This window comes from Pseudomonas sp. RSB 5.4, assembly GCF_037126175.1.
Classification (GTDB): domain Bacteria; phylum Pseudomonadota; class Gammaproteobacteria; order Pseudomonadales; family Pseudomonadaceae; genus Aquipseudomonas; species Aquipseudomonas fluorescens_H.
In genome coordinates this window covers 4,396,055-4,415,501 of record NZ_CP146986.1, presented here as the reverse complement: position 1 = coordinate 4,415,501, position 19,447 = coordinate 4,396,055, and the positions used below count along the sequence as shown (strand labels likewise).

22 protein-coding genes are annotated in these 19,447 nt (G+C 58.0%); 18 read left to right on the top strand and 4 right to left on the bottom strand.

Annotated elements, in window-relative coordinates; genetic code table 11:
* The 17 genes from V9L13_RS20080 to V9L13_RS20000 all read left to right on the top strand — a co-directional run bounded on the left by V9L13_RS20080 (position 1) and on the right by V9L13_RS20000 (position 13,049).
* Positions 1-504, top strand: coding sequence for a hypothetical protein (locus V9L13_RS20080; protein WP_338800353.1), 504 nt, complete (start codon positions 1-3; stop codon positions 502-504).
* Positions 505-654: 150 nt separating this feature from the next.
* The gene (locus V9L13_RS20075) at positions 655-1,080 is read left to right on the top strand and encodes a hypothetical protein (protein ID WP_338800352.1); all 426 of its coding nucleotides are present in this window, start codon (positions 655-657) and stop codon (positions 1,078-1,080) included.
* Positions 1,081-1,089: 9 nt separating this feature from the next.
* Entirely contained in the window at positions 1,090-1,551 is a 462-nt protein-coding gene (locus tag V9L13_RS20070; RefSeq protein WP_338800351.1) for a hypothetical protein, read from the top strand.
* A gap of 20 nt (positions 1,552-1,571) precedes the next feature.
* Positions 1,572-2,930, top strand: coding sequence for a lysozyme inhibitor LprI family protein (locus tag V9L13_RS20065; RefSeq protein ID WP_338800350.1), 1,359 nt, complete (start codon positions 1,572-1,574; stop codon positions 2,928-2,930).
* A 66-nt stretch (positions 2,931-2,996) separates the two neighbouring features.
* A complete protein-coding gene (locus V9L13_RS20060) occupies positions 2,997-4,391 on the top strand; it encodes a TIGR01777 family oxidoreductase (protein ID WP_338800349.1) in 1,395 nt (464 codons plus the stop codon).
* A gap of 9 nt (positions 4,392-4,400) precedes the next feature.
* The gene (locus V9L13_RS20055) at positions 4,401-6,851 is read left to right on the top strand and encodes an alpha/beta hydrolase (RefSeq protein WP_338800348.1); all 2,451 of its coding nucleotides are present in this window, start codon (positions 4,401-4,403) and stop codon (positions 6,849-6,851) included.
* Positions 6,848-7,357: a hypothetical protein gene (locus V9L13_RS20050; protein WP_338800347.1), complete on the top strand. Its 510-nt coding sequence runs from the start codon at positions 6,848-6,850 to the stop codon at positions 7,355-7,357. The genes V9L13_RS20055 and V9L13_RS20050 overlap by 4 nt, the downstream gene beginning before the upstream one ends.
* Positions 7,358-7,443: 86 nt before the next feature.
* Complete coding sequence (locus V9L13_RS20045) at positions 7,444-7,899, top strand: hypothetical protein (protein ID WP_183783528.1); 456 nt, start codon at positions 7,444-7,446, stop codon at positions 7,897-7,899.
* A gap of 4 nt (positions 7,900-7,903) precedes the next feature.
* Positions 7,904-8,275, top strand: a complete 372-nt coding sequence (locus V9L13_RS20040; protein ID WP_134784998.1) for a hypothetical protein — start codon at positions 7,904-7,906, stop codon at positions 8,273-8,275.
* Between the two features lie 19 nt (positions 8,276-8,294).
* Positions 8,295-8,843, top strand: coding sequence for a hypothetical protein (locus V9L13_RS20035; protein WP_134784997.1), 549 nt, complete (start codon positions 8,295-8,297; stop codon positions 8,841-8,843).
* Complete coding sequence (locus V9L13_RS20030) at positions 8,830-9,138, top strand: hypothetical protein (RefSeq protein ID WP_338800346.1); 309 nt, start codon at positions 8,830-8,832, stop codon at positions 9,136-9,138. The genes V9L13_RS20035 and V9L13_RS20030 overlap by 14 nt, the downstream gene beginning before the upstream one ends.
* Before the next feature lie 42 nt (positions 9,139-9,180).
* Complete coding sequence (locus V9L13_RS20025; protein WP_338800345.1) at positions 9,181-9,678, top strand: tetratricopeptide repeat protein; 498 nt, start codon at positions 9,181-9,183, stop codon at positions 9,676-9,678.
* Positions 9,679-9,680: 2 nt separating this feature from the next.
* A complete protein-coding gene (locus V9L13_RS20020) occupies positions 9,681-10,439 on the top strand; it encodes a lysozyme inhibitor LprI family protein (protein ID WP_338800344.1) in 759 nt (252 codons plus the stop codon).
* A gap of 61 nt (positions 10,440-10,500) precedes the next feature.
* Positions 10,501-11,589, top strand: coding sequence for a tetratricopeptide repeat protein (locus tag V9L13_RS20015; RefSeq protein ID WP_338800343.1), 1,089 nt, complete (start codon positions 10,501-10,503; stop codon positions 11,587-11,589).
* 60 nt (positions 11,590-11,649) lie between these two features.
* The gene (locus V9L13_RS20010) at positions 11,650-12,090 is read left to right on the top strand and encodes a hypothetical protein (protein WP_102356290.1); all 441 of its coding nucleotides are present in this window, start codon (positions 11,650-11,652) and stop codon (positions 12,088-12,090) included.
* A 226-nt stretch (positions 12,091-12,316) separates the two neighbouring features.
* Entirely contained in the window at positions 12,317-12,850 is a 534-nt protein-coding gene (locus V9L13_RS20005) for an N-acetyltransferase (RefSeq protein ID WP_338800342.1), read from the top strand.
* Positions 12,851-12,887: 37 nt separating this feature from the next.
* Positions 12,888-13,049 (top strand): hypothetical protein, encoded by a 162-nt coding sequence (locus V9L13_RS20000; RefSeq protein ID WP_338800341.1) that lies wholly within the window; start codon positions 12,888-12,890, stop codon positions 13,047-13,049.
* Between the two features lie 114 nt (positions 13,050-13,163).
* On the opposite strand, the gene V9L13_RS19995 is transcribed toward V9L13_RS20000, so the two are convergent.
* Positions 13,164-13,535, bottom strand: coding sequence for a DUF6124 family protein (locus V9L13_RS19995; protein WP_338800340.1), 372 nt, complete (start codon positions 13,533-13,535; stop codon positions 13,164-13,166).
* A 522-nt stretch (positions 13,536-14,057) separates the two neighbouring features.
* Between V9L13_RS19995 and V9L13_RS19990 the strand changes: the two genes are divergently transcribed.
* On the top strand, positions 14,058-14,441 hold the full coding sequence (locus V9L13_RS19990) for a helicase (protein ID WP_003229522.1): 384 nt from the start codon (positions 14,058-14,060) through the stop codon (positions 14,439-14,441).
* A 258-nt stretch (positions 14,442-14,699) separates the two neighbouring features.
* Here the strand turns inward: V9L13_RS19990 and V9L13_RS19985 are convergent, their stop codons facing one another.
* The 3 genes from V9L13_RS19985 to V9L13_RS19975 all read right to left on the bottom strand — a co-directional run bounded on the left by V9L13_RS19985 (position 14,700) and on the right by V9L13_RS19975 (position 19,194).
* The gene (locus V9L13_RS19985) at positions 14,700-16,100 is read right to left on the bottom strand and encodes an HDOD domain-containing protein (RefSeq protein WP_338800339.1); all 1,401 of its coding nucleotides are present in this window, start codon (positions 16,098-16,100) and stop codon (positions 14,700-14,702) included.
* Between the two features lie 79 nt (positions 16,101-16,179).
* Complete coding sequence (gene recG, locus V9L13_RS19980) at positions 16,180-18,255, bottom strand: ATP-dependent DNA helicase RecG (RefSeq protein ID WP_338800338.1); 2,076 nt, start codon at positions 18,253-18,255, stop codon at positions 16,180-16,182.
* 9 nt (positions 18,256-18,264) lie between these two features.
* Positions 18,265-19,194, bottom strand: coding sequence for a hydrogen peroxide-inducible genes activator (locus V9L13_RS19975; RefSeq protein WP_007962352.1), 930 nt, complete (start codon positions 19,192-19,194; stop codon positions 18,265-18,267).
* Between the last annotated feature and the right edge of the window lie 253 nt (positions 19,195-19,447).

Below are 19,447 nucleotides of genomic sequence, written 5' to 3'. Positions count from 1 at the left end.
GTGAAGTATTTTTTCGCTCTTGCTTTTTTCGCTACCGCTGTTCAAGCGGCCCCTGTGGATGTCTGCTACCCAACAGAAGGACCTAAGCATTTTTTATCACAATGGACTGAGGACTCGCGCACAACCGATATGATTTCGCGAGTTGCCGGTGATGAATTTTCAGTCGAAGAAGGAAAAGTTGTATACAACGAAGACCTAAATGGTGATGGGATAAAGGATTATATTTTCCTTTCATATTCTAGTGCGGGATCTAGTGGTGATTTTACCTACAATTTTTTTATCCAGTGTCGAGGATTTCTCAGAAATGTTGGTGGTGACTACTTTGCAGATGTAGAGGTTTTGAGTACGCACCCAGAGAGCAGTCTATATAAAGATATTAAAATATTTTCATATAATAGAGATAAGCAAGACCAAATAATGCACAGAGATGGTAAGCCATTAACCACCCCTCATATTTGGCGCTTTAATCCGAAAACGAAGTTGTATGAAGGTGAATCGAGATAGTAGCTAGAGTAATAAGTGGGCGAATCTATTTGTTCTATTTTGATATGTTCGCCCATCTTTTTGTTAGATAAATAAATCTGTCCCCTCCTTTATAGCAATACTGCATTTGCTACTTGAGAAGTCGTTCGTTGTTAACGAGTTTCGATAAATATGAAAAAATCATGTGTTGGTTTTTTGGCGTTATTTCCTTTCGCCGCCCACAGCGCAATCACCAGCGAATCACTCTGCTTCGAATTATCCGAAACCAGTCCGGTGAAGTTCGAATTCCGTACCTTTTACGACACCTCCAGTAAATGGTCTGGCGGCTTCGTCAAGTACGCCAAGTCCAGCGAGCCAATTTCCATTGTGTTGACGGATTCCCAAAACGAAATGCTCGGCGCTGATGCCCCTTGGCAGAGCACCACAAGCTGGTCTGAAGTCATCAGCGGCAAGGTCTCGGGGACCTACGAACTCGTGACTCAAGGAACGCAGATCGTCTCGATGACGTACACGAAGAAGTCCAACGGCAAGGTTTACTATTTTGGAAATAACACCAGCGTCGATTCCTCTTTGGAGTCCGGATGCAAGTGGGAGTAGGGCGAACACATGAGATCAAAAGCTCTAGCAGTATCACTCCTCGGCCTGCTGTGGACGATGCCGGTGTTAGCCGAAACCACTACCTTCAGCCCAACCAAAGGCATCGAGGCGACGCTGGTGATCGAAGGCTCCACGCTGAACGTCGCGGTTAAAGGCGAAACGCATAACGAGACGCGGACAATCGATTTTCAAGCTGAAAACGAACTCCATGCGCAGATCGATGATTTCAATTTCGACGGTGCAAAGGATTTCGCGGTCTGGCAGCTTGATGACGGCATGGGCACTTACGACTACTACCGGGTGTTCATCTACCAAGCCAGAACCGGCACCTTCGAAGAATTGCAGCCGGACTGCGGCGATGGCTTCGTTAATTTGCTCGTCGAAAAAAAACGTAAAGCGTTGCTCAGCACCTATTGGGAAATGAACATACCCAAGCAATGCGTCACCCGCTTCGCCAAAAGCAAAGCCTGAATGACTCAAGGATGAACACAGTGAACCGTTTCGTTTTTACCCTTCTGGCCGTGCTGCTGCCGGTTTCAGCGGCCTATGCGCAGGACGACTGCAGCCATGTCACATCAAGCCTGGAAATGGTGCCCTGCTCGGAGGCGGCGAAGAAGGCTGCCGATACGCAGTTGAACCTCAGCTACAAGCAATTGATGGCGCGGCTTGAGTCTGACTATCGAGCAGATCCGGCGTTGGGCGCAGAGTACGCGGCGAAGGTCAAAGAGTCGCAACGTGCGTGGCTGAAATTACGCGATGCGAACTGCCCTTTGGAAGCATTCGAGATCGAGACGGGGATGCCTGCGCATGTGTTCGCTGTTAACTCGTGCATCGCCAGAATGAGCCGCGAGCGCTCGGCGTATCTGGACAAGATTGTGCCGGCACAGTCGGCGCAGTTATCCGAAAAAGTCGGCGCCAGTAATGCTTGCCCATCCGAGGATTTCTTACCCTTCCTGGCAGTGTTTTCTGCCGATATCGAAGCACAGCGCCGGCTCACCGCGTTTACCGTCAAGTCGATGGTGTTAAAGCCAAAAGCCGAGCCGGGACGTTTCGAGCCTGTGACCACGGGCGAGAAGGGCGCCGGATTGGCCTATCCGTTGATGGCATCTATTGAATCTCGCAAAACGCCGGGTGTTGTGATTTGGGAATACGACGACAGCCACTCAACTGTTGTGGATCGACGCGCCGGCTGGAGCAACGTCAAAGTCTTCAATTTTTCCCGTCAGGCGTGCTGGGTGCTTGAAGGCGTTGAAGACTGGTCTATTCGCGAAAAAGACCTGCTCGCGGCGAGTACGCCGACTATGAGCAAGGAAGAAAGTCTCTGTTTCCAGCGTGCCGAGGCGTTCGAAGCATTGGGTGCACCGGAAGACCAGCCTCGCACCGTTGAGTTGTATGAGGCCACGCTGGAAAACTTGTTATGTGCAGCACACTCCGGAGACCCACTTGCCAGTTATAAAGCCGCTATTTTGAGCCTCTCGGGCATGGCGCCGCAGGTGCCAACGGATACTTTGGAGTCACTATTCAAAGCAGCGGCCACGACTTTGCCGAACGGTGCGATGGGACTTTCCGAGTTTTACTGCGATGGCAACGAACTAACATCCGACGGTCCCTGCAAAAATCCTGCGCTTGCAGAGCAAGCACTGATGGGCGCCGTAAAAATGGGCAATGCCAACGCGATCAGCAAGTTGGGATCTACCTTCGCTAGCGGCGAATGGGGTACCAAAGATCCATCTCGAGCCATGGCCTGTTACCAAATGGCCCTCGCGAAGGGTAGTGATGGCGCCCGTTTCGGTTTGGAACACTTGAAGAAAAACTCCTCCACACCAATCCAACCCAGCTACTGCTACTGACAACCCCCGAAACCCCACGCATTCCTTTAAACTCCCCACCCCCAAGGAATGCGCTCAGGACACGGAATGCCAGCCCCCTCGATCTCCCTTCGCCCCGCGTTAGTACTCTGGCTATACGCCGCCGCAATCGTGCACATTCTCGCCGGCCTCACCCTGACTTGGGCCGGTCACTCCGGTTTACTCGACGGCTATTTGCACACCCTCGAACTCGCATTCTGGGGCGCCGATGCGGTGCCTGCGGCCGGCCACGAACAACAAGTCTGGTGGCTCGCGCTTTTCGGCGCGACGCTGCAAAGCTATTCGCTGTACATGCTCGCTCTGGTGCACTTGGGCAATCGCTTGAAAGCCCCGGCAGTCTGGGGTTGGTTGATCGCGGGCATCCTGTTATGGGCGCCGCAGGACATGTGGCTTTCAGCGCAACGGCAGGTCTGGTCGCACCTGTGGCTCGACGGCTTTGCGTTGCTGGTGTTGTTGCCACCGCTGGTTTGGCTATATCGCCATGACCGCCGAAAATCCCCTTCAGTAAAGACTCCGAGCACATCCAACCCGTTTGTTGGCAGCGCTTTCAAACGCGTACTGATCACCGGCGGCACAGGGTTTATAGGTGAAGCTTTAGTCCACCAGTTACTCGACGCCGGTCATTCAATTAGCGTTCTAACGCGTGATCCGTTGAGCGCCGCCACCTTGTTCAACGGCCGCGTCCGCTGTATGCATTCGCTCGGCGAACTCAGCCGCGACGAAGCCTTCGACGTAGTGATCAATCTCGCCGGAGCACCCGTCGCCGGCCCACGCTGGAGTCCCAAGCGTCAGGCGAAACTGCTCGCCAGCCGAGTCGGCACCACCGAAGCGTTGATGACTTGGTTGAAGAACACCGAGCACAAACCAGCACTGTGGATTCAGGCCTCGGCCATCGGTTTCTACGGTGTGCGTGATGCCAGCGAAAGCCTCGATGAACAGGCCAGCAAGGGCGACGGTTTCATGGCCGAACTCTGCGCGCGTTGGGAAGCCGCCGCACAACCGGCCACTGAGTTTGGCGTGCGTCAGGTGGTGCTGCGTCTCGGCGTGGTCTTCGGCCCGGGCGGTGCGCTGCTGCCGTTGCTGATTCCGTTTCGCCTGGGCTTCGGCGGGCGCATGGGCGATGGTCGGCAGATCATGAGCTGGGTGCATCGCGATGATGTGATTCAGGTGATCGCTCGATCCTTCCACGATGAAAATTTGCGCGGCACCTACAACATGGTCGCGCCCGAAACGGTCAGTCAGGCCGCGTTCGCCGAGCAGGCCGGCAAGGTCCTCAAGCGTCCGGTGTGGTTCCACATTCCCGCCGCGCCAGTTCGTGCGCTGGCGGGGGAGATGGCGCAATTGTTCTTCGACGGTCAGCGTGTGGTGCCGCAGCGTTTGAGCGAGGCGGGCTACACGTTCCGCTATCCGACTCTTGACGCCGCGCTGCGCGATCTGGCCTGAGGATCGCCCATGAGCAAGCCCCTGATGTACCTGTTGGCCGGCAACGGCAGCGCCGCCGATTGGTGGGATGACGCGCTGCCGCATTTTCAGCGTTACGAAGTGGTGCCGCTGGAGTTGCCGGGTTTCGGCGCCAATCCGCAGCCGCCCTGTGAGGATCTGGCGGACTACGCGCAGACCTTGCTGGCGATGACACAGCAGGGCAGCGCGATCACGGCGGTCGGGGTCAATGCGTTGCTGGTGTTGCATGCGTTGCAACGTCAGCCGGGGCACTTTTCCCGCAGCGTTTTGTTGGCGCCGGTCGGTGCGTTTCTGTGGCAGCGGCGGTTGCCGGCGCTGATGTCGCCGCTGCCGATTCGCAAGACCATTCACTGGTTGCTCTCGAACAAACCCACGCTGTTCGCGCGCAAGTTTTCCAACCAGACCTGGACGCCCGCGCAGTACCAGCGCATGGGCGCCGGCTATGCGCGTTGCCGTGCGTTCGTGCCGCATTGGGACGTGATTCGCGCAGATACTGCGTTGCCGCTGCTGGAGTGGATCACCGATCCGGTCGAGCTGGTTTGGGGCGATCAGGACGCGGTGCTCGGCATCGAGCAAGCGGCGGCGTGGTCGGCGATTCTCGCTCGCGCTGATCTGACTATCAGCCTCAAACCCGGTTGGGGCCATTACCCGTGGATCGACTCGCCCGCGCAGTTCGCACAGTGGCTGGAGTCGGGCGAGCGCGGGTTTGTTGCGCACACCAAGGGCGGGCGTTTGCGCCTGGCTGAACTGGCCCGGCAAGCGGTGCCGGCCGCGCTGACCCTCAACGATTGCAGCGATCCGCGTCTGCTGGCATTTCTCGCTGCCCAACCCGACGTGACCTGGGCGGTGCGCTCCTCCAGTTATGGCGAGGATCAGGCCGATTCGGCGAATGCCGGTTTGAGCACAACCTATCTGCGCGAGCCGCCCGCCAATGTGCCGAAACGCATCGCCGAACTCACGGCCGAAGGCGTCGAGGAAGTGGTGGTGCAACGCTTCATCACGCCGGTAGTTTCCGGGATCGCGTTCGTGCGCCATCTCTCGGTAGAACTGGAATGGGTTGAAGGCCATCTCGAATCGTTGGCCGACGGTCACGTCAGCCCCTCACAAGCAACGCTTTCGCGACTCGGCGATGCGTGGCGTAGCGGCACGTTCACGCCGTCCCACGGCTTGACCGAAGACCTGCTGTGGCGCTTTCTGCAAGACGTGTTGCGCGTGTTCCACTACGTGCCCGGCGACGTCGAATGGGCCTGGGACGGCTCGCAACTCTGGCTGCTGCAATACCGGCCGATCAGCGACTACGGCTGGCGCCGGCACCTGACCGCCGCGAACATCGCCGAGATCCTCCCACCGCAACCGAGCGTGCTGGTGGAGTACGCCCAGCGCCGCGCGGCGGCGAGTATCCCGGCGATCATGGCGCGCTGGGATGCGCGGGTGTTGCAGGACAACGAGCCGTTCACTGCTGTGTTCGGCGGCGCGTCCTACATCAACAATGATCTGTTTCTTGCCCGGTTGGCCGACTGGGGCATCAGCGCCGATAACTACGCCGATGAAGTTGGTGGTGCGACGCCGCATCTGCCGTGGCAACCGCTGAAGATGCTGCGTTCGTTGCCGCTGTTTTTGCGTATGCAACGCAAGGCTCGGGGCCATTTGCTGAACCTTGAAAACGGTTTGCAGCGCTTCGATCGGGAGCTGGCCGAACTGGTCGCCCAAAGTGCCAATGGCCAACAACTCGCGGACTGGTTCACCCGGTTCTACGTGTTCACGGTGCAAGGCAATCTGTGCATCGCCACGGCGCTGGCCAGCAGTGGCGGCGACTGGCTGGGCCGTCCGCCGACCGCTTACGACAATCTGGAAAACAGTCCTCATCGACTGCCGTGGGAAACCGACCCGGCCACCCCACGACCCGCGTCGAGCGAACTGCCGCTACAGTCATTCCCACAATGGTCCGGGCTGATCCGCCTCGCGCATTCGACCGGCCTGCCGGGCCTGCGCGGCTACTACCTGCAAGTACGCGAGTGGTATCGCGACAACCTGATGCGCATCTTCTTCCGTCTTCACCACGCCATGCCCATGGCGGATCGCGAGCATTGGTTCGCGCCGCATCCCGACGTGCGCACCCGCGACGGCAGCTTCTGGCAGGACGGTCGCGAAGGTGCGGAGCAAGCGACCGGTTTCATGATTTATCCGGGGCAGGTGCAAGGCATTCTCGGCGAGGACATCTTGCTCGAAGACACTCTCGATCCGGGGCGGCATGCGCACTATCAAGCGGCGCGGGCGGTGATTGCGCGTATGGGCGGGCGGTTGTCGCATGGTTCGACGTTGTTGCGCGAGTTGCGCAAGCCGTCGGCGGTGATGCCGCAGGTTGATCCGGCGTGGATGGGGTGTGAGGTGTGGTATCGGGATGGTGAACTGGAATTGATGAATTCGAAGGATACGAAGTGAAACGACGGTTGTTGATGTGTTTGGCCTGGTTGCCGATGACGAGCATGGCGACGGATCTGTGCAGTTCGGAGACCGATACGAAGAACTTTCTCTCGCAATGGGTGGAAAGACCCGATTACGTTCTGGACATACATTCAAGTTTTCAAACTGATGGATTCAGTCTGGAGGAGGGCAAGGTTGTATATCGCGGCGATCTTAATGACGACGGCCAGGAAGATTTCATTTTCACCTCCTACTCAAGTCGTGGTTCCGCGGGTGACTCGACCTTCGCCTTCCTCATCCAGTGCCACGGTTACTTGAAGCATGTCGGGGGCGATTATTTCGCCGAGGTCAAAGTTCTGGACGGTACGCCCAAGAACGGCGGCGATGTAAAAGACATCGAGATCTACTCCTACGTTCGCGATAAGCGCGGCCAGATCCGCTACAAGGGCAAAGAGGCCATGACCCGGCCACATCTGTGGCAATTCAATCCGCACACACAGCTTTATGAAGGGCAGTCTGAGTGAGCCGACGGTCCCCACTGCATTTACGGAGTTACTACGTGAAAGGATTTTCGATTGTTCTCGGCAGCTTGATATTGGCTGCCGCGTCCATGGCATTCGCTGCCGACCCAACCTTCAAGGATTACACCGTCACGCCAGTGTTCACCGGCCCCAACCATAAGTTGGTGCTGCAAGAAAACAGCAGCTCAATGATGGATCAGGCACGGGTGCAAGCCTTGCAAGGCAAGGTCAACTTCGCCGGCCATTACATCCTGCACAGACTAGGTTGTGGCGGCAGCGCCATTTGCGGCGAAGTGCTGGACGCCCAGACCGGTGAGGTTGTTGGCGGTCTGCCGAATGCTTACGACGGCAGCACCTTCGGCATGGTTTACCAGCCAGATAGTCGTTTGATCATCGTCTCCGGCATCACGCTCGACGGCGAAGAAGATGCCCAGGGGAATGCGTTGGAAAGTGGTAATCGGGATCGTTACTACGAGTTTGTGAACAATGAGTTTCGGCTGCTGAGCATGACCGACGTGGAATCGTCGCCGATGGATGAGGAGTGAGTGGATGAATCGGTTTTTCATTCGGTCGGTGCTGATTGCGCTTTCGCTATTACCTCATTCACTGCCCGCGACTGCCAGCGAAGGGAGTTGCTACGGCTACCTTACTGAGCTTGTCAGGAGCAGCGATTTTCCGTTTCGTTATGTCGGCAAGGATAAGGTCAATTTGCTGATCGATGAGGACGACGGTGAAGTGGTGCGCGCTCAGCTGTTTTTCGACACCGACGGCACCGGCACGATTGGCTGGATCAAATACACCCCGGCTACCCGTGTATTGCTCAATAGCTCGGCGGAGTTGGAGGAGCCAGTGGCATTGTCATTCGATGCCAAGTTTGCGGACGGCTATGCGAAGTGCTTGGCGGAACAACAGGCTGGTTAACGGCGAAAAGGATTTCTTAATGAATCAGTTTTTGTTTTTCGGGGGGCTGGCATGGTTGTTCTCTTCCCCAGCCTTCGCCGCGCCGACGGATGCTTACACCCAACGCGATGTCATGCAGTGCGGCGGTGTTGAAGTGGTGTTGGTGTCGTCTTGCCGATCGGTGACGGTGGATGATGCGGAAACCCACGTTATCCCAGTTTGCTCCGACCAGACCATCAACATCGGTAGCAAGGTGCTTCGACGCGATATCAGCAAAGTTTCACAACTCACTTCCGACGGTGCGAAGACGAAGATGTTGAGCAATGTCGTTGTGGCGATGGATTGCGTGGAAGGCACCAAGGGCAGTCTTGTTTCGATAGGCGGATATGGCGGTTGCGGTGCCTGCGCGGAGTGGCATGGGTATTACTCGACAACAGGGCGATTGGAGCAATACAGCTTCGATAATAACCAACGCTCTTTTGGCTCGAAGGGATCTCGGGAAGAGCTGATCAAGGCCTATGGCGTTACGAAGAGACAGCTAATGTCAGAAAGCCCGGCGGTGAAGAGGATCGTCTATGGCCAGCCTTAAGTGGGTGTTGATGATCGGCAGCTTTCTTGCCGCCACAAGTGCCTTTGCCGAGGACCCACCGATAGCCGGCATCGACGGACACACCGTGACGTTTAGAGCGACAAAATGGACGATGCCCGGTGTGGATTCGGCGACTGCATGGTTCACCGCCAACGGCAAAATCTTCCCGCTCTTCAGTACCGATGTTGGCGCCGATGGACACCCGGACTGGCTCAGTCCTGACAAGAAAACCTTGCTGCTCGACCCCGTCGTGTTCGGCATGTTGTCGCTTGAAAATGGTGAAGAAAAACTGTAGTCGCAACAGCATTGCGATGTGATCTCCATGGAAACTGGTTGCGTGCTGGCCGAGCGTTCCCCTCGTTTTTGTCTCGGCAAATGGGTGGGCAATCAGTGGTTTTCGGAAGATGGCGAAGTCCTCACGCCTACCCTGGAAACGGAGTCCCCAAGAGACTGGCTGAAATATATTTCGACCATCAACGCTGCGCAGTCCCGCGCTGACTCCATCGAATCGGGTCTGACTTTTTTGAGTCCCGAATCCTACATGGCGTGCTATCCCCCGGTGCAAAATGTTCAGGCGTACAACGACCTGGGTTTTTATCTAGCCGAGGGCGGTAGAGATGAGTTGGCGCTGAAGTTTTATCGCGGCGTTGAGGCCGTTGGTAAACGCACAGTACTGATGTTGAACATCGCCGATTCACTCTGGCGCCTTGATCGCAAAGATGAAGCGCAGCGCTATTACAGCCAGTACCGCGACGCGATGAGCGCCGACGGCAAGGCGCAGAAAATACCTCGACGCGTAGTTGAGCGATCCGCAATTCAGGGAATGAAAAATTGAACATGTTTGTGCGTTTTATCGCGTTGTCCTTTGTATGCCTGTTTGCCTCTCTTGCGATGGCCGAGGACGACTGCAAGGAAATCACCGTGAGCGCCCAGGTCGATCGGTGTGTGGAGGCAGTCCGCAAGGAAGCCGACACGCAACTCAATGCCAGCTACAAGAAAATGCTGGGACGGTTTGAGGCTCAACAACGGCTTGACCCTGAGCAGGGCAAGGCGCTGGTCGCCATGGCCAGAGAATCCCAGCGCGCCTGGATCAAGCTACGCGACACCACATGCCCGCTTGAAGCCACGGAAATCGAGCCAGGGGTGGCAGCGCATGTCACGACGATCAACAACTGCATGGCCAGACTGAGTCTGGAGCGTGCGGCTTACCTGGACACAATCGTCGCTGATGAGCCGGGTAATGTGCTCGATCTCAACAAGGTGTACCTGTCCGGCTCCCAGCGCTTCGGCAATGTCGTGGCACGTTATGTCAGCACCTTTGGCAGCCCATGCCTGACGGTCCAGATTCTGGCGCCCAACGGCGGTTGGAGAGTTCTGTCCTCCAAGCGGTTTTGCAGTTTTGACGGCAAATCGTTTTGGAATGGTTATGCCAGTGCATTGTTTGAGGATCATGCATTTGCTGCTGATGGTTTACACCTGACGCTCAGCTTGTTCGAGCTTCGTGGGGAAGGAGAGAAGCGGCTCGCTTGTGTGATACCGATCCAGAATGAGCGAATTGAAGAACTAAAGTGCGGCGCGCCTGAACCCGGTGCGTAATCGGACAAGCTCTATTGGGGTGTATTTGGACATCATTTGATTGAATCAAGGATTGAAGAAAGTGAAACGCGTATTGCAGAGCGTTCTCTGCGCTCTAACTTGTTGTGTCGCTGTACCGGGTTCTCCCGCGCTTGCTGCGCCCCAAGTCCTCAAGGAAATTCCGGCTAGCTTGCTGGGTGATGCATCACGGCAAAACGTATTTGTTCTGGCAGGAGATGCGGACGAGGCCTCCAACCGATTGTTGATTGCGCCGGTACAGACACGTGATGAGGACATCTTGCTCGATACGTCGAAGGCGCTGCCTCTGATCAAAAGTCAGTACTCGTCTGCGCTTCAGGGTGTCTTCAGCGTCCATGTACTCAAAGGTCGCCCTGGCGTCATGACCGTCATTGATCCACAGGCTGAGGAAGCTGTGGTCAAGCAGCCGTTCGTTGAGGCTGGGGATTACATCGCGCTAGTAACCAGCGAAGAAGATAACGCGGTTTATAACTTCAACCTGTTGTTCGCCTTCAACAGAGGTTCAAAGCAGTTTGAGCTGAAAGCTCTCCTGGAAGTTGCGAACAACGACTCCTGTGACCGGTCGCTTGTCAGCGTAGTGGAGTTGCCGGTGCAGACATTGGGCCCCATCACTCTCGCTTCTTTCGATGGGCGTGAAGCGCTGCAGAAGCTGCAGGTTGCTCGTACTGGCAGTATTAAGGGCGTGAGAAAGAAATTGATGACCGTCGATTCGGCTGATTTGCTGGATATGGCGCTGGCAGCCTACCGAAAGGGTGATGACTCTTCCTTCAAGGATACGATGAGCTACGCGTTGATGGGCGGCGGCTCGCATGACACTTGTCCCCCGGAAAGCTATATCGTCGCAAAGTACTACTACCCGCAGCGTCCCGGCTGGTCCAACGACCTTGGGTTTTTACTGGGCGAGGCGGGTTACTACGCTGAGTCGATTGAGTTGCTCAATGCAGTGATTGCCAACCACCCAAACAGGACGGTTGCTTACCTGAATCTCGCTGACAGTTATTGGGCCGTGAACGATAAAGAGCGGGCGGTGGCGGCATACAAGCAATACTCATCGCGAATGTCTGAAGCGGGGAAGGCTTCGAAGATCCCGGCGAGGGTGGGTGAGCGCCGCGCTTTGGCGCCCGAGGCGTGATCAACGCTCGTTGAGTTGCTGTAGATGTGTTTTCTGATACCTCATGAAACCGCTAAAGGAATGTTCGGTTTGAAATTTTTGCCTGCGTTTATTTCTGTGCTTCTTCTAATGCCACTGGCTGCGCACAGTGAAGTTTCTACACAGGTAAGGTGCTTCCGCTCGCTGGAAGGCAAAAATATCGATTTTGAATTCAGAACCTATTACGACGCGGCCGCCAAATGGAGCGGCGCAAGTGTCAGGTATAGCAAGTCGAAGAACGCCATTGCTCTGGTTCATCACCGAACCGAAGAATACGTCATGACGGAGGACGGCCCCTACGAATTCACGACGACTTGGGTGGAAGTTTCAGACGGTGCAGTGACGGGGCAGTATGTCATTGCAACGCAAGGTGCTCGGGTGAACTCGATGCGTTACACGAATTACAAATCCGGCAAACAGTATTCGTTCGATGAAGACTTCAGCATCGAGGCCTCTCCAGAGACGGGTTGTCAGTGGGGATAAAGTCTTGAAGAAAGGGGACCTAACGTCCCCTTTTTCATCCACAAATCTCGTTACGGCGTAACCAATCTCACCCCGTCCTGCCGATGAACGATGGCGTAAGTGGGCTGAGGCTAAAGGACCGTGAATTGCTCGGACCAGATAATCAATGTCAGGGTATTTCCGTTGATGTTCAAAAGCCTTCAAACGCCGCTACGCTCTCGACCTTGAAAATTGCCAGTGGTTGTCCATGTCCAAGAGTCGAGGGAACGGGTATCGCTACCAGATCTGGAGATCTGAGGCGCGTAAGGCAGCGGAAGCCCTGGCGCGCGAGAACCAGAACCTCATAACCAGAGGTATTGATACAACTCAAATTCGATATGAGCCCATTACTCTTACTGCCATCGAAGCCGCCGATCTGTGGGGGGATGAGGCTACGCTATACCCATGGCATGACGTGCATCAATGGAAGCAGGCTGACATCCGAGGTTTTGATGTCTCGCTTTGGTTCGACCGAGAATTATGTGGGTTGTGTTATGCCTCACCTCGCAAGAGCAAGCTGTGCATCAAGATTGTGATTCTGGAGGGCAAGCCGGACAGATCTCATCCGTTGCGAGGCACCGTGGCTGCTTTGGCGCTAACCGCGATTGAAAACTACGCGATCTTAATAGGTTGTACGGAAATTGAAGTTCAAGAACCAGCCGCCGCTGCTATACCGTTGTATGAGAGTTTAGGGTTTGGCTTTGATCCGACGGGCCGGCTTGTTATTGGGGTTGAGCGGTAATACTATCCAGTCAAATTTCGAGACCCGAGAGGTTTCCATGAAAAAGTCCAAACATGAACCCAAGCCTATGATGGCTGCCCGGTTCCAGGCCGAAGCTCGTGAGGTTTTGGCCAAACGTTCCGGTAAGCGCAGCCGCTTTCTGGATGTCGCACTGTCCAAAGGCAGTGATTTCGAGTCTGTCGGTCGACTGGCCGGCTGAAGGTTTCGGATTCTCGAAAAAGCTGCCTGATTGGCAGTTTTTTTGTGTCTGGATTTTTTACCGATAGGTGCAGAAAGGGGACTTAACGTCCCCTTTTTTCATCCGCAAATCCCGCTACGACTTGGCCGCCACGTTCCGCACTTCAATGTGGTCGAGCGTCCCTTCCACCATCAATCGCACCCCATCCGCCATTCTGCTCAGGGCCAGTGCAACCGAGCGGCGGGAGCCGTGGAGGTCGTCGGCGAGGTCGCAGGCGATGGCGCTGATGGACAGGAGGTCTTCGGAGGCGTTGGCCATGAGGGCTTCGGCGTCGGTGCCGGGGGTGAGGCTGAAGAGGCCGGTTTCGCGTTTGGGTTGGGATTCGGTGCGCGGTTTGAAATGGTGGTCGAGGGCGCGTTCGGCGGCTTCGTGGAATTTCTTGGATTCCAGCGATTCGTAGGGCGATATGTCTGGGGTTTCGGGGGGATTGGGTGTTGGTTTGATCATGGTGCAGCTTCCTGGAGTTGTGAGGCCGACACCTATTCGCTTTGCACTTCGAAAGAGGTGGCAGCTGTGCGTTGGTGTGCAAGACCGGTCCAGGTGGCCGGCAGACCCGAAGGCCTCCGACGCACAGCCGCCATAACGATCCGCGAGCATAGGAAAACGCTCGGCGAAATGCCATCAACGAATGTGCACCTGAACCGGACTTGCACGTCCGAGTCGCCGATTTTGCGGCGACACACAGAGGCTATCGACGAACTGCCAACCTGCCTAGTTCATAGGTATCGCGGCACTTTGCAGGAAATTTCCCATAGGTTTGCAGGCCGGAAGATCAAAAGATCGCAGCCTTCGGCAGCTCCTACAGGGATGTGTTTCAACAGGTGTAGGAAGTGGATTGCTGAGGCGTGACTTGGTGGTCATCGTGCGGGAAATGGGCTGCATCATCTTCCATTAGAGGCAGATAGTGGCGTTATCGTCTGAATCCCTTACACTGCCCCGGCCGTTCATTTTCCTTTTGAGGCTGTGCGCATGAAATTTCGTTTTCTTCTGTGGATGATGGGTTTGTTGATGGGTAAGGCCAGCCGGACAAATCCTGCGTTCCAGCAGCAGTTGGGTGACAAGGATCTGGTGTTTCAGCTGCAGACGCTGGACGGGAAAGTGGCGCGGCATTTCGTGGTGAAGAATCAGCGCGTTACCAGCAAGTCTGGGGTGGTGGCGGAGCCGGCGTTTGCGATTGCGTTCAAGGATGCGGGGTATGCCTTTGCCACGATGCAGGCGAAGAACAAGCAGCTGGCGTTTATGCAGGGGATTCAGGACAAGTCGATCCAGCTGAAGGGGAATCCGGCGCTGGTGATGTGGTTTCAGGGGTTGATGAAGTATTTGAAGCCGAGGAAGGCCAAGCCTAAGGCTTGAGTAGAAGGGCTTGAGAAGATGGGCTGTCGTGGCGAGGGGATTTATCCCCGATGGGCTGCGCAGCGGCCCCAAAACCTGAGACCTCGATATAACTGACACACCCTGTTGCCTGGGTTTGCGACTGCTGCGCAGTCGGTCGGGGATAAATCCCCTCACCACAGGGTTTCGCTGAGTCAGTTGGATTGAGTTGGATTCTTCGCGAGCAGGCTCGCTCCCACAGGGGTTGTGTAAACCTTGGGGGAGCGGGCCTGTTTTGGTTTAGGCCTGGCTGAACTGCGAGGCCAGTTCGCGCAGCAGGACTTCGGCTTCGAGGACTTTGCTGACGACGTCGTTGGCTTTGTCGCGGGTCAGGCCGACGCGTTCGAGCAGGGCGTCGGGGATGTCTTCGTCGGGGCCGGAGCCGATGCCGCGGCTGCGCAGCAGGCGCACGGCCAGGCAGACGAGGTTCGGGTATTCGGCGTAGGCGCCGTCGTAGCTTGGGTCGTGCTGGAAGCGCAGGGCGGTGGCCAGTTCATCGGGCATGTCCCAGTAGCGCATCAGCCACGAGCCGATCTGTTCGCGGCTGATGCCCAACAGGTGCTGCTCGATGTAGCTGTGGCACAGGTGCGGGTTGACCTCCAGGTGACGGCAGATCAGCGAGAAGTGCGGCGGGAACACGTGGGCCAGCAGCAGGTAGCCGAAGTTGTGCAGCAGACCGGCGAGATAGGTCAGGCCGGCTTCCGGGCGCTGGGCGCGCGGCATGGCGCGGGTCAGGCCTTCGATGACGGCGGCGGTGTAGATCGACTGCTGCCAGTACGGCGTGGTGTGTTGCGGGTGGTCTTTCGGCAGACTCAGGGTCTTGCCGAGGGCCAGGCCCAGCGCCAGGTTGATCACCAGATCGAAACCGAGCACGCGAACGATCGCGTCTTCCACCGAACGGATTTTGCCCGGCGACGCGTAGTATGGCGATGCGGCCCAGCTCACCACTTGTGCAGCCAGCGCCGGGTCGGTTTCGACCACGCCGGTGATGTCGTCGATGGTGGCGTTGGGGTCGACGCGCAACTTGATGATTTTTTGCGCCGTCTCGGCCAGCGGCGGAATCTCGATGGTCGCTTCCAGACGCTGCTGAATCCGGCGTGCAGTGAACGCCTGCACAGCCAGGGTGATTTCCTCGCGGTCATCGTCCGGGCGGTCGAGGTTCGGGCGGATGCTGCTCAGGGCTTCGCCGAAATTGGCGGCGCTGGCCTTGGTCAGCATGCTCTTGAAGTCTTCGCTGGCGATTTCCAGCAGCAGGCCCGGCTCGCCGGAGTTGATCAGCAGCTTCGGTTCGCGCAGCAGGCTTTCTTCGTAGAGACACGGCGAGCTGGTCAGCGCCGGCAGGCCCGGCAGCAGGCTCAGGCTGTGTTTGCCGAGCATCTTTTCCAGGCGCTCGGTGGACACGGCGGTCAGGCGTCGGCCAGTGAGTTCGGCGAGGCGATTGAGGTCGAGCAACTGGCTCTGCGGAAACAGCACCATCAGCGCGCCCACAGCATCGTCCAGCAATACGGCTTGTACCTTGCGCGAAGCATTGAGGCCGTGGTGGTCGAGCACTTCTTCGTAAGCGATGCCCAGCTTGCCCAGCAGCAGCCGAATGACGGACGGAGCGTGCGGGAGTTCGGGGGCGAGAGCGGCTTCGGTCATGGTGTGTATCCGTTTTTGAAACAATGGCAGGAGTATAACCAGCTCTGTAGGAACGATCCTGCACAAACTGCGACGGTGCTCACACTTGGCCGTATTGCTGCCCGTGGCGCAACCAGCGGTCCAGCAATGGGCTGACGTGAGTCGGCCAGCGCTCCAGCAGTGCTTGCGCGGCATCGCGTACGGCGGGCAGCAGGTCGGCGTCGCGCATCAGGTCGGCGACTTTGAATTGCAGCAGACCGGTCTGGCGCGTGCCGAGCATTTCGCCGGGGCCGCGCAGTTCGAGGTCTTTTTCGGCGATGACGAAACCGTCGTTGGTCTCGCGCATGATGCCCAGGCGCTGGCGGCCGATCTGCGACAGCGGCGGATGGTAGAGCAGCACGCAATGGCTGACCGCGCTGCCCCGGCCGACGCGGCCGCGTAATTGGTGCAGCTGCGCGAGGCCCAGACGCTCAGGGTTTTCGATGATCATCAGGCTGGCGTTGGGCACGTCGACGCCGACTTCGATCACGGTGGTGGCGACCAGCAGTTGCAGGTTGCCGCCCTTGAATTCGGCCATGACCGCCGCTTTTTCGGCGGGCTTCATGCGCCCGTGAATCAGCCCGACTTTCAGCTCACCGAGGGCGGCGGTGAGGTCTTCGAACGTGGTTTCGGCGGCCTGACAGGTCAGCTCTTCCGACTCTTCGATCAGGGTGCACACCCAATAGGCCTGACGCCCTTCGGCGCAGGCGCTGCGCACCCGTTCGATGACTTCGACGCGGCGGGTGTCGGTGACCAGCACGGTGTTGACCGGGGTGCGACCGGGCGGCAGTTCGTCGAGGATCGAGGTGTCGAGGTCGGCGTAGGCGCTCATCGCCAGCGTGCGTGGGATCGGCGTGGCGGTCATGATCAGTTGGTGTGGACACATGCGCCCGCCGACGCCTTTCTGCCGCAGCGCCAGACGCTGCTGCACGCCGAAGCGGTGTTGTTCGTCGATGATCACCAGTGCCAGATTTTTGAACTGCACTTCGTCCTGGAACAGCGCGTGGGTGCCGACCACCATCGGCGTGCCGCTGGCGATCTGTTCCAGCGCGGTGACGCGATTCTTGCCCTTGAGCTTGCCGGCCAGCCACGCGACATCAATGCCCAGCGGTTCGAGCCAGCGCTTGAACGTGATGAAGTGTTGCTCGGCAAGGATCTCGGTCGGCGCCATCAGTGCGACCTGATAACCGGCCTCCAGTGCTTGCAGCGCCGCGAGGGCGGCGACCACGGTTTTGCCCGCACCAACGTCGCCCTGAATCAGCCGCAGCATCGGTTCGTGCTGGCTGAGGTCGTAGGCGATTTCGTTGCCGACGCGTTGCTGGGCGCCGGTCGGGTTGAAGCCGAGGTTGGCCAGGTATTTCGGTGGCAGTTTTTTCGCCTTCGGCATCGCTGGCGCGCGCAGGGAACGCATGCTTTCGCGCAGGCGTTGTTGCGACAGTTGATGGGTCAGCAGTTCTTCGAAGGCCAGCCGATGCTGGGCCCAGTGATGACCGAGGGCCAGCTCATCGACATCGGCGTCGGCGGGCGGGTTGTGCAGGTAGCGGATCGCGTCGGCCAACGGCGCCAGTTGGTAGTCGCGGGCCAGTTCGGTCGGCAGCCAGTCGGGCAGGGTGTTCGGCTTGAGCAGCGTCAGGGTCTGCATGCACAACTGGCGCAGGCGCTGTTGGGTCAGGCCTTCGGTGAGCGGGTAGACCGGGGTCAGGGTTTCATCCACGGGCGGCGGTTCGTCACCGGTGATGGCGCGGTATTCGGGGTGGTAGATTTCCAGCCCCGAAGCGCCGGGCCGCACTTCGCCGTAGCAGCGAATCCGCGTGCCGCGCTTGAGGCCTTCTTTCTGCGCGTTGCTGAAATGGTAGAAGCGCAGACTCAGTCCGCCGGTGCCGTCCTGCATGCGCACCACCAGGCTGCGGCGCCGGCCCATGACCACGTCGGCGCCGCTGACGGTGCCTTCGACCACGGCGTCCTGGCCCGGTCGCAAGTGGCCGATCGGCACCACGCGGGTGCGATCCTGATAACGCAGCGGCAGGTGAAACAGCACGTCCTGGAGATTCTCCAGGCCGACCTTGGCCAGCTTCTCGGCCATGGCTTCGCCGACACCCTTGAGTGCCGTCACCGACACTTGCGACAGCTCAGTCATGTCCCTGGCTTAACCGGCCGTAACCGGTGCGGCGGGCTTGGCCACCGAGCACAGGCGAACGGAGTCGGCGAGGATTTCGATGGCTTTCGGCCGCGGGAAGCTCGCGCGCCAGGCAATCGCCACGGTGCGGAATGGCACTGGCGCCGACAGCGGACGCACTTCGATCACGCCCGGGGCGTAGTGGTGGCTGTCCACCGCCGACAGCGGCAGGATCGAGATGCCCAGACCGGAGGCGACCATGTGCCGGATGGTTTCCAGCGAGCTGGATTCCACGGTGGTGTGCTTGGCGCCGTCGTTGCCCTTGGTCAGCGTCGGGCAGGCTTCGAGCACCTGGTCGCGGAAGCAGTGGCCTTCGCCGAGCAGCAGCAGGCTCTTGTCGTTGAGCAGGCCCGGATCGATGGATTCTTTTTGCGTCCACGGGTGCTGGGCCGGCATCAGGACGTAGAACGGCTCGTCGTACAGCGGCAGGGTCAGCACGTCGGCTTCGTTGAACGGCAGGGCGATGATGATCGCGTCGAGCTCGCCGTTGCGCAGTTTGTCGCGCAGCACGTGGGTGAAGTTTTCTTCGATGTACAACGGCATTTGCGGGGCGACCCGGTGCAGTTGTGGAATCAGGTGCGGGAACAGGTACGGGCCGACGGTGTAGATCGCGCCGACTTTCAGCGGCGCGGTCAACTGGTTCTTGCCGGCCTGGGCCAGCTCACGGATGCCTTGCGCCTGCTCCAGGACTTTCTGCGCCTGGGCGACGATGCCTTCGCCGACCGGGGTCAGGCGCACGGCGCTTTTACTGCGCTCGAAAATCAGCACACCGAGTTCGTCTTCAAGTTTTTTCACGCCCACCGACAGGGTCGGCTGACTGACGTGGCAACGCTCGGCGGCGTGGCCGAAGTGCTGCTCTTGGGCGAGGGTAACGATGTAGCGTAATTCTGTGAGTGTCATAGCAAGCGTCCATGAAGTTGCGGGCCAAGCATAACGGCTGCAATCGATAGACGCACGTTATCAGACTGAGTGAGGAATGCGACACCGGGCAATGTGAGTTTGCCGTTGCCAGATATGCAAAAGACACCTTTCGGTGCCTTTATTTCAATCTGATAGTCGACATAAAACCCTGTGGGAGCGGGCTTGCTCGCGAATGCGGTGTGTCAGAACCATTGATGTCGACTGACACGACGCTTTCGCGAGCAAGCCCGCT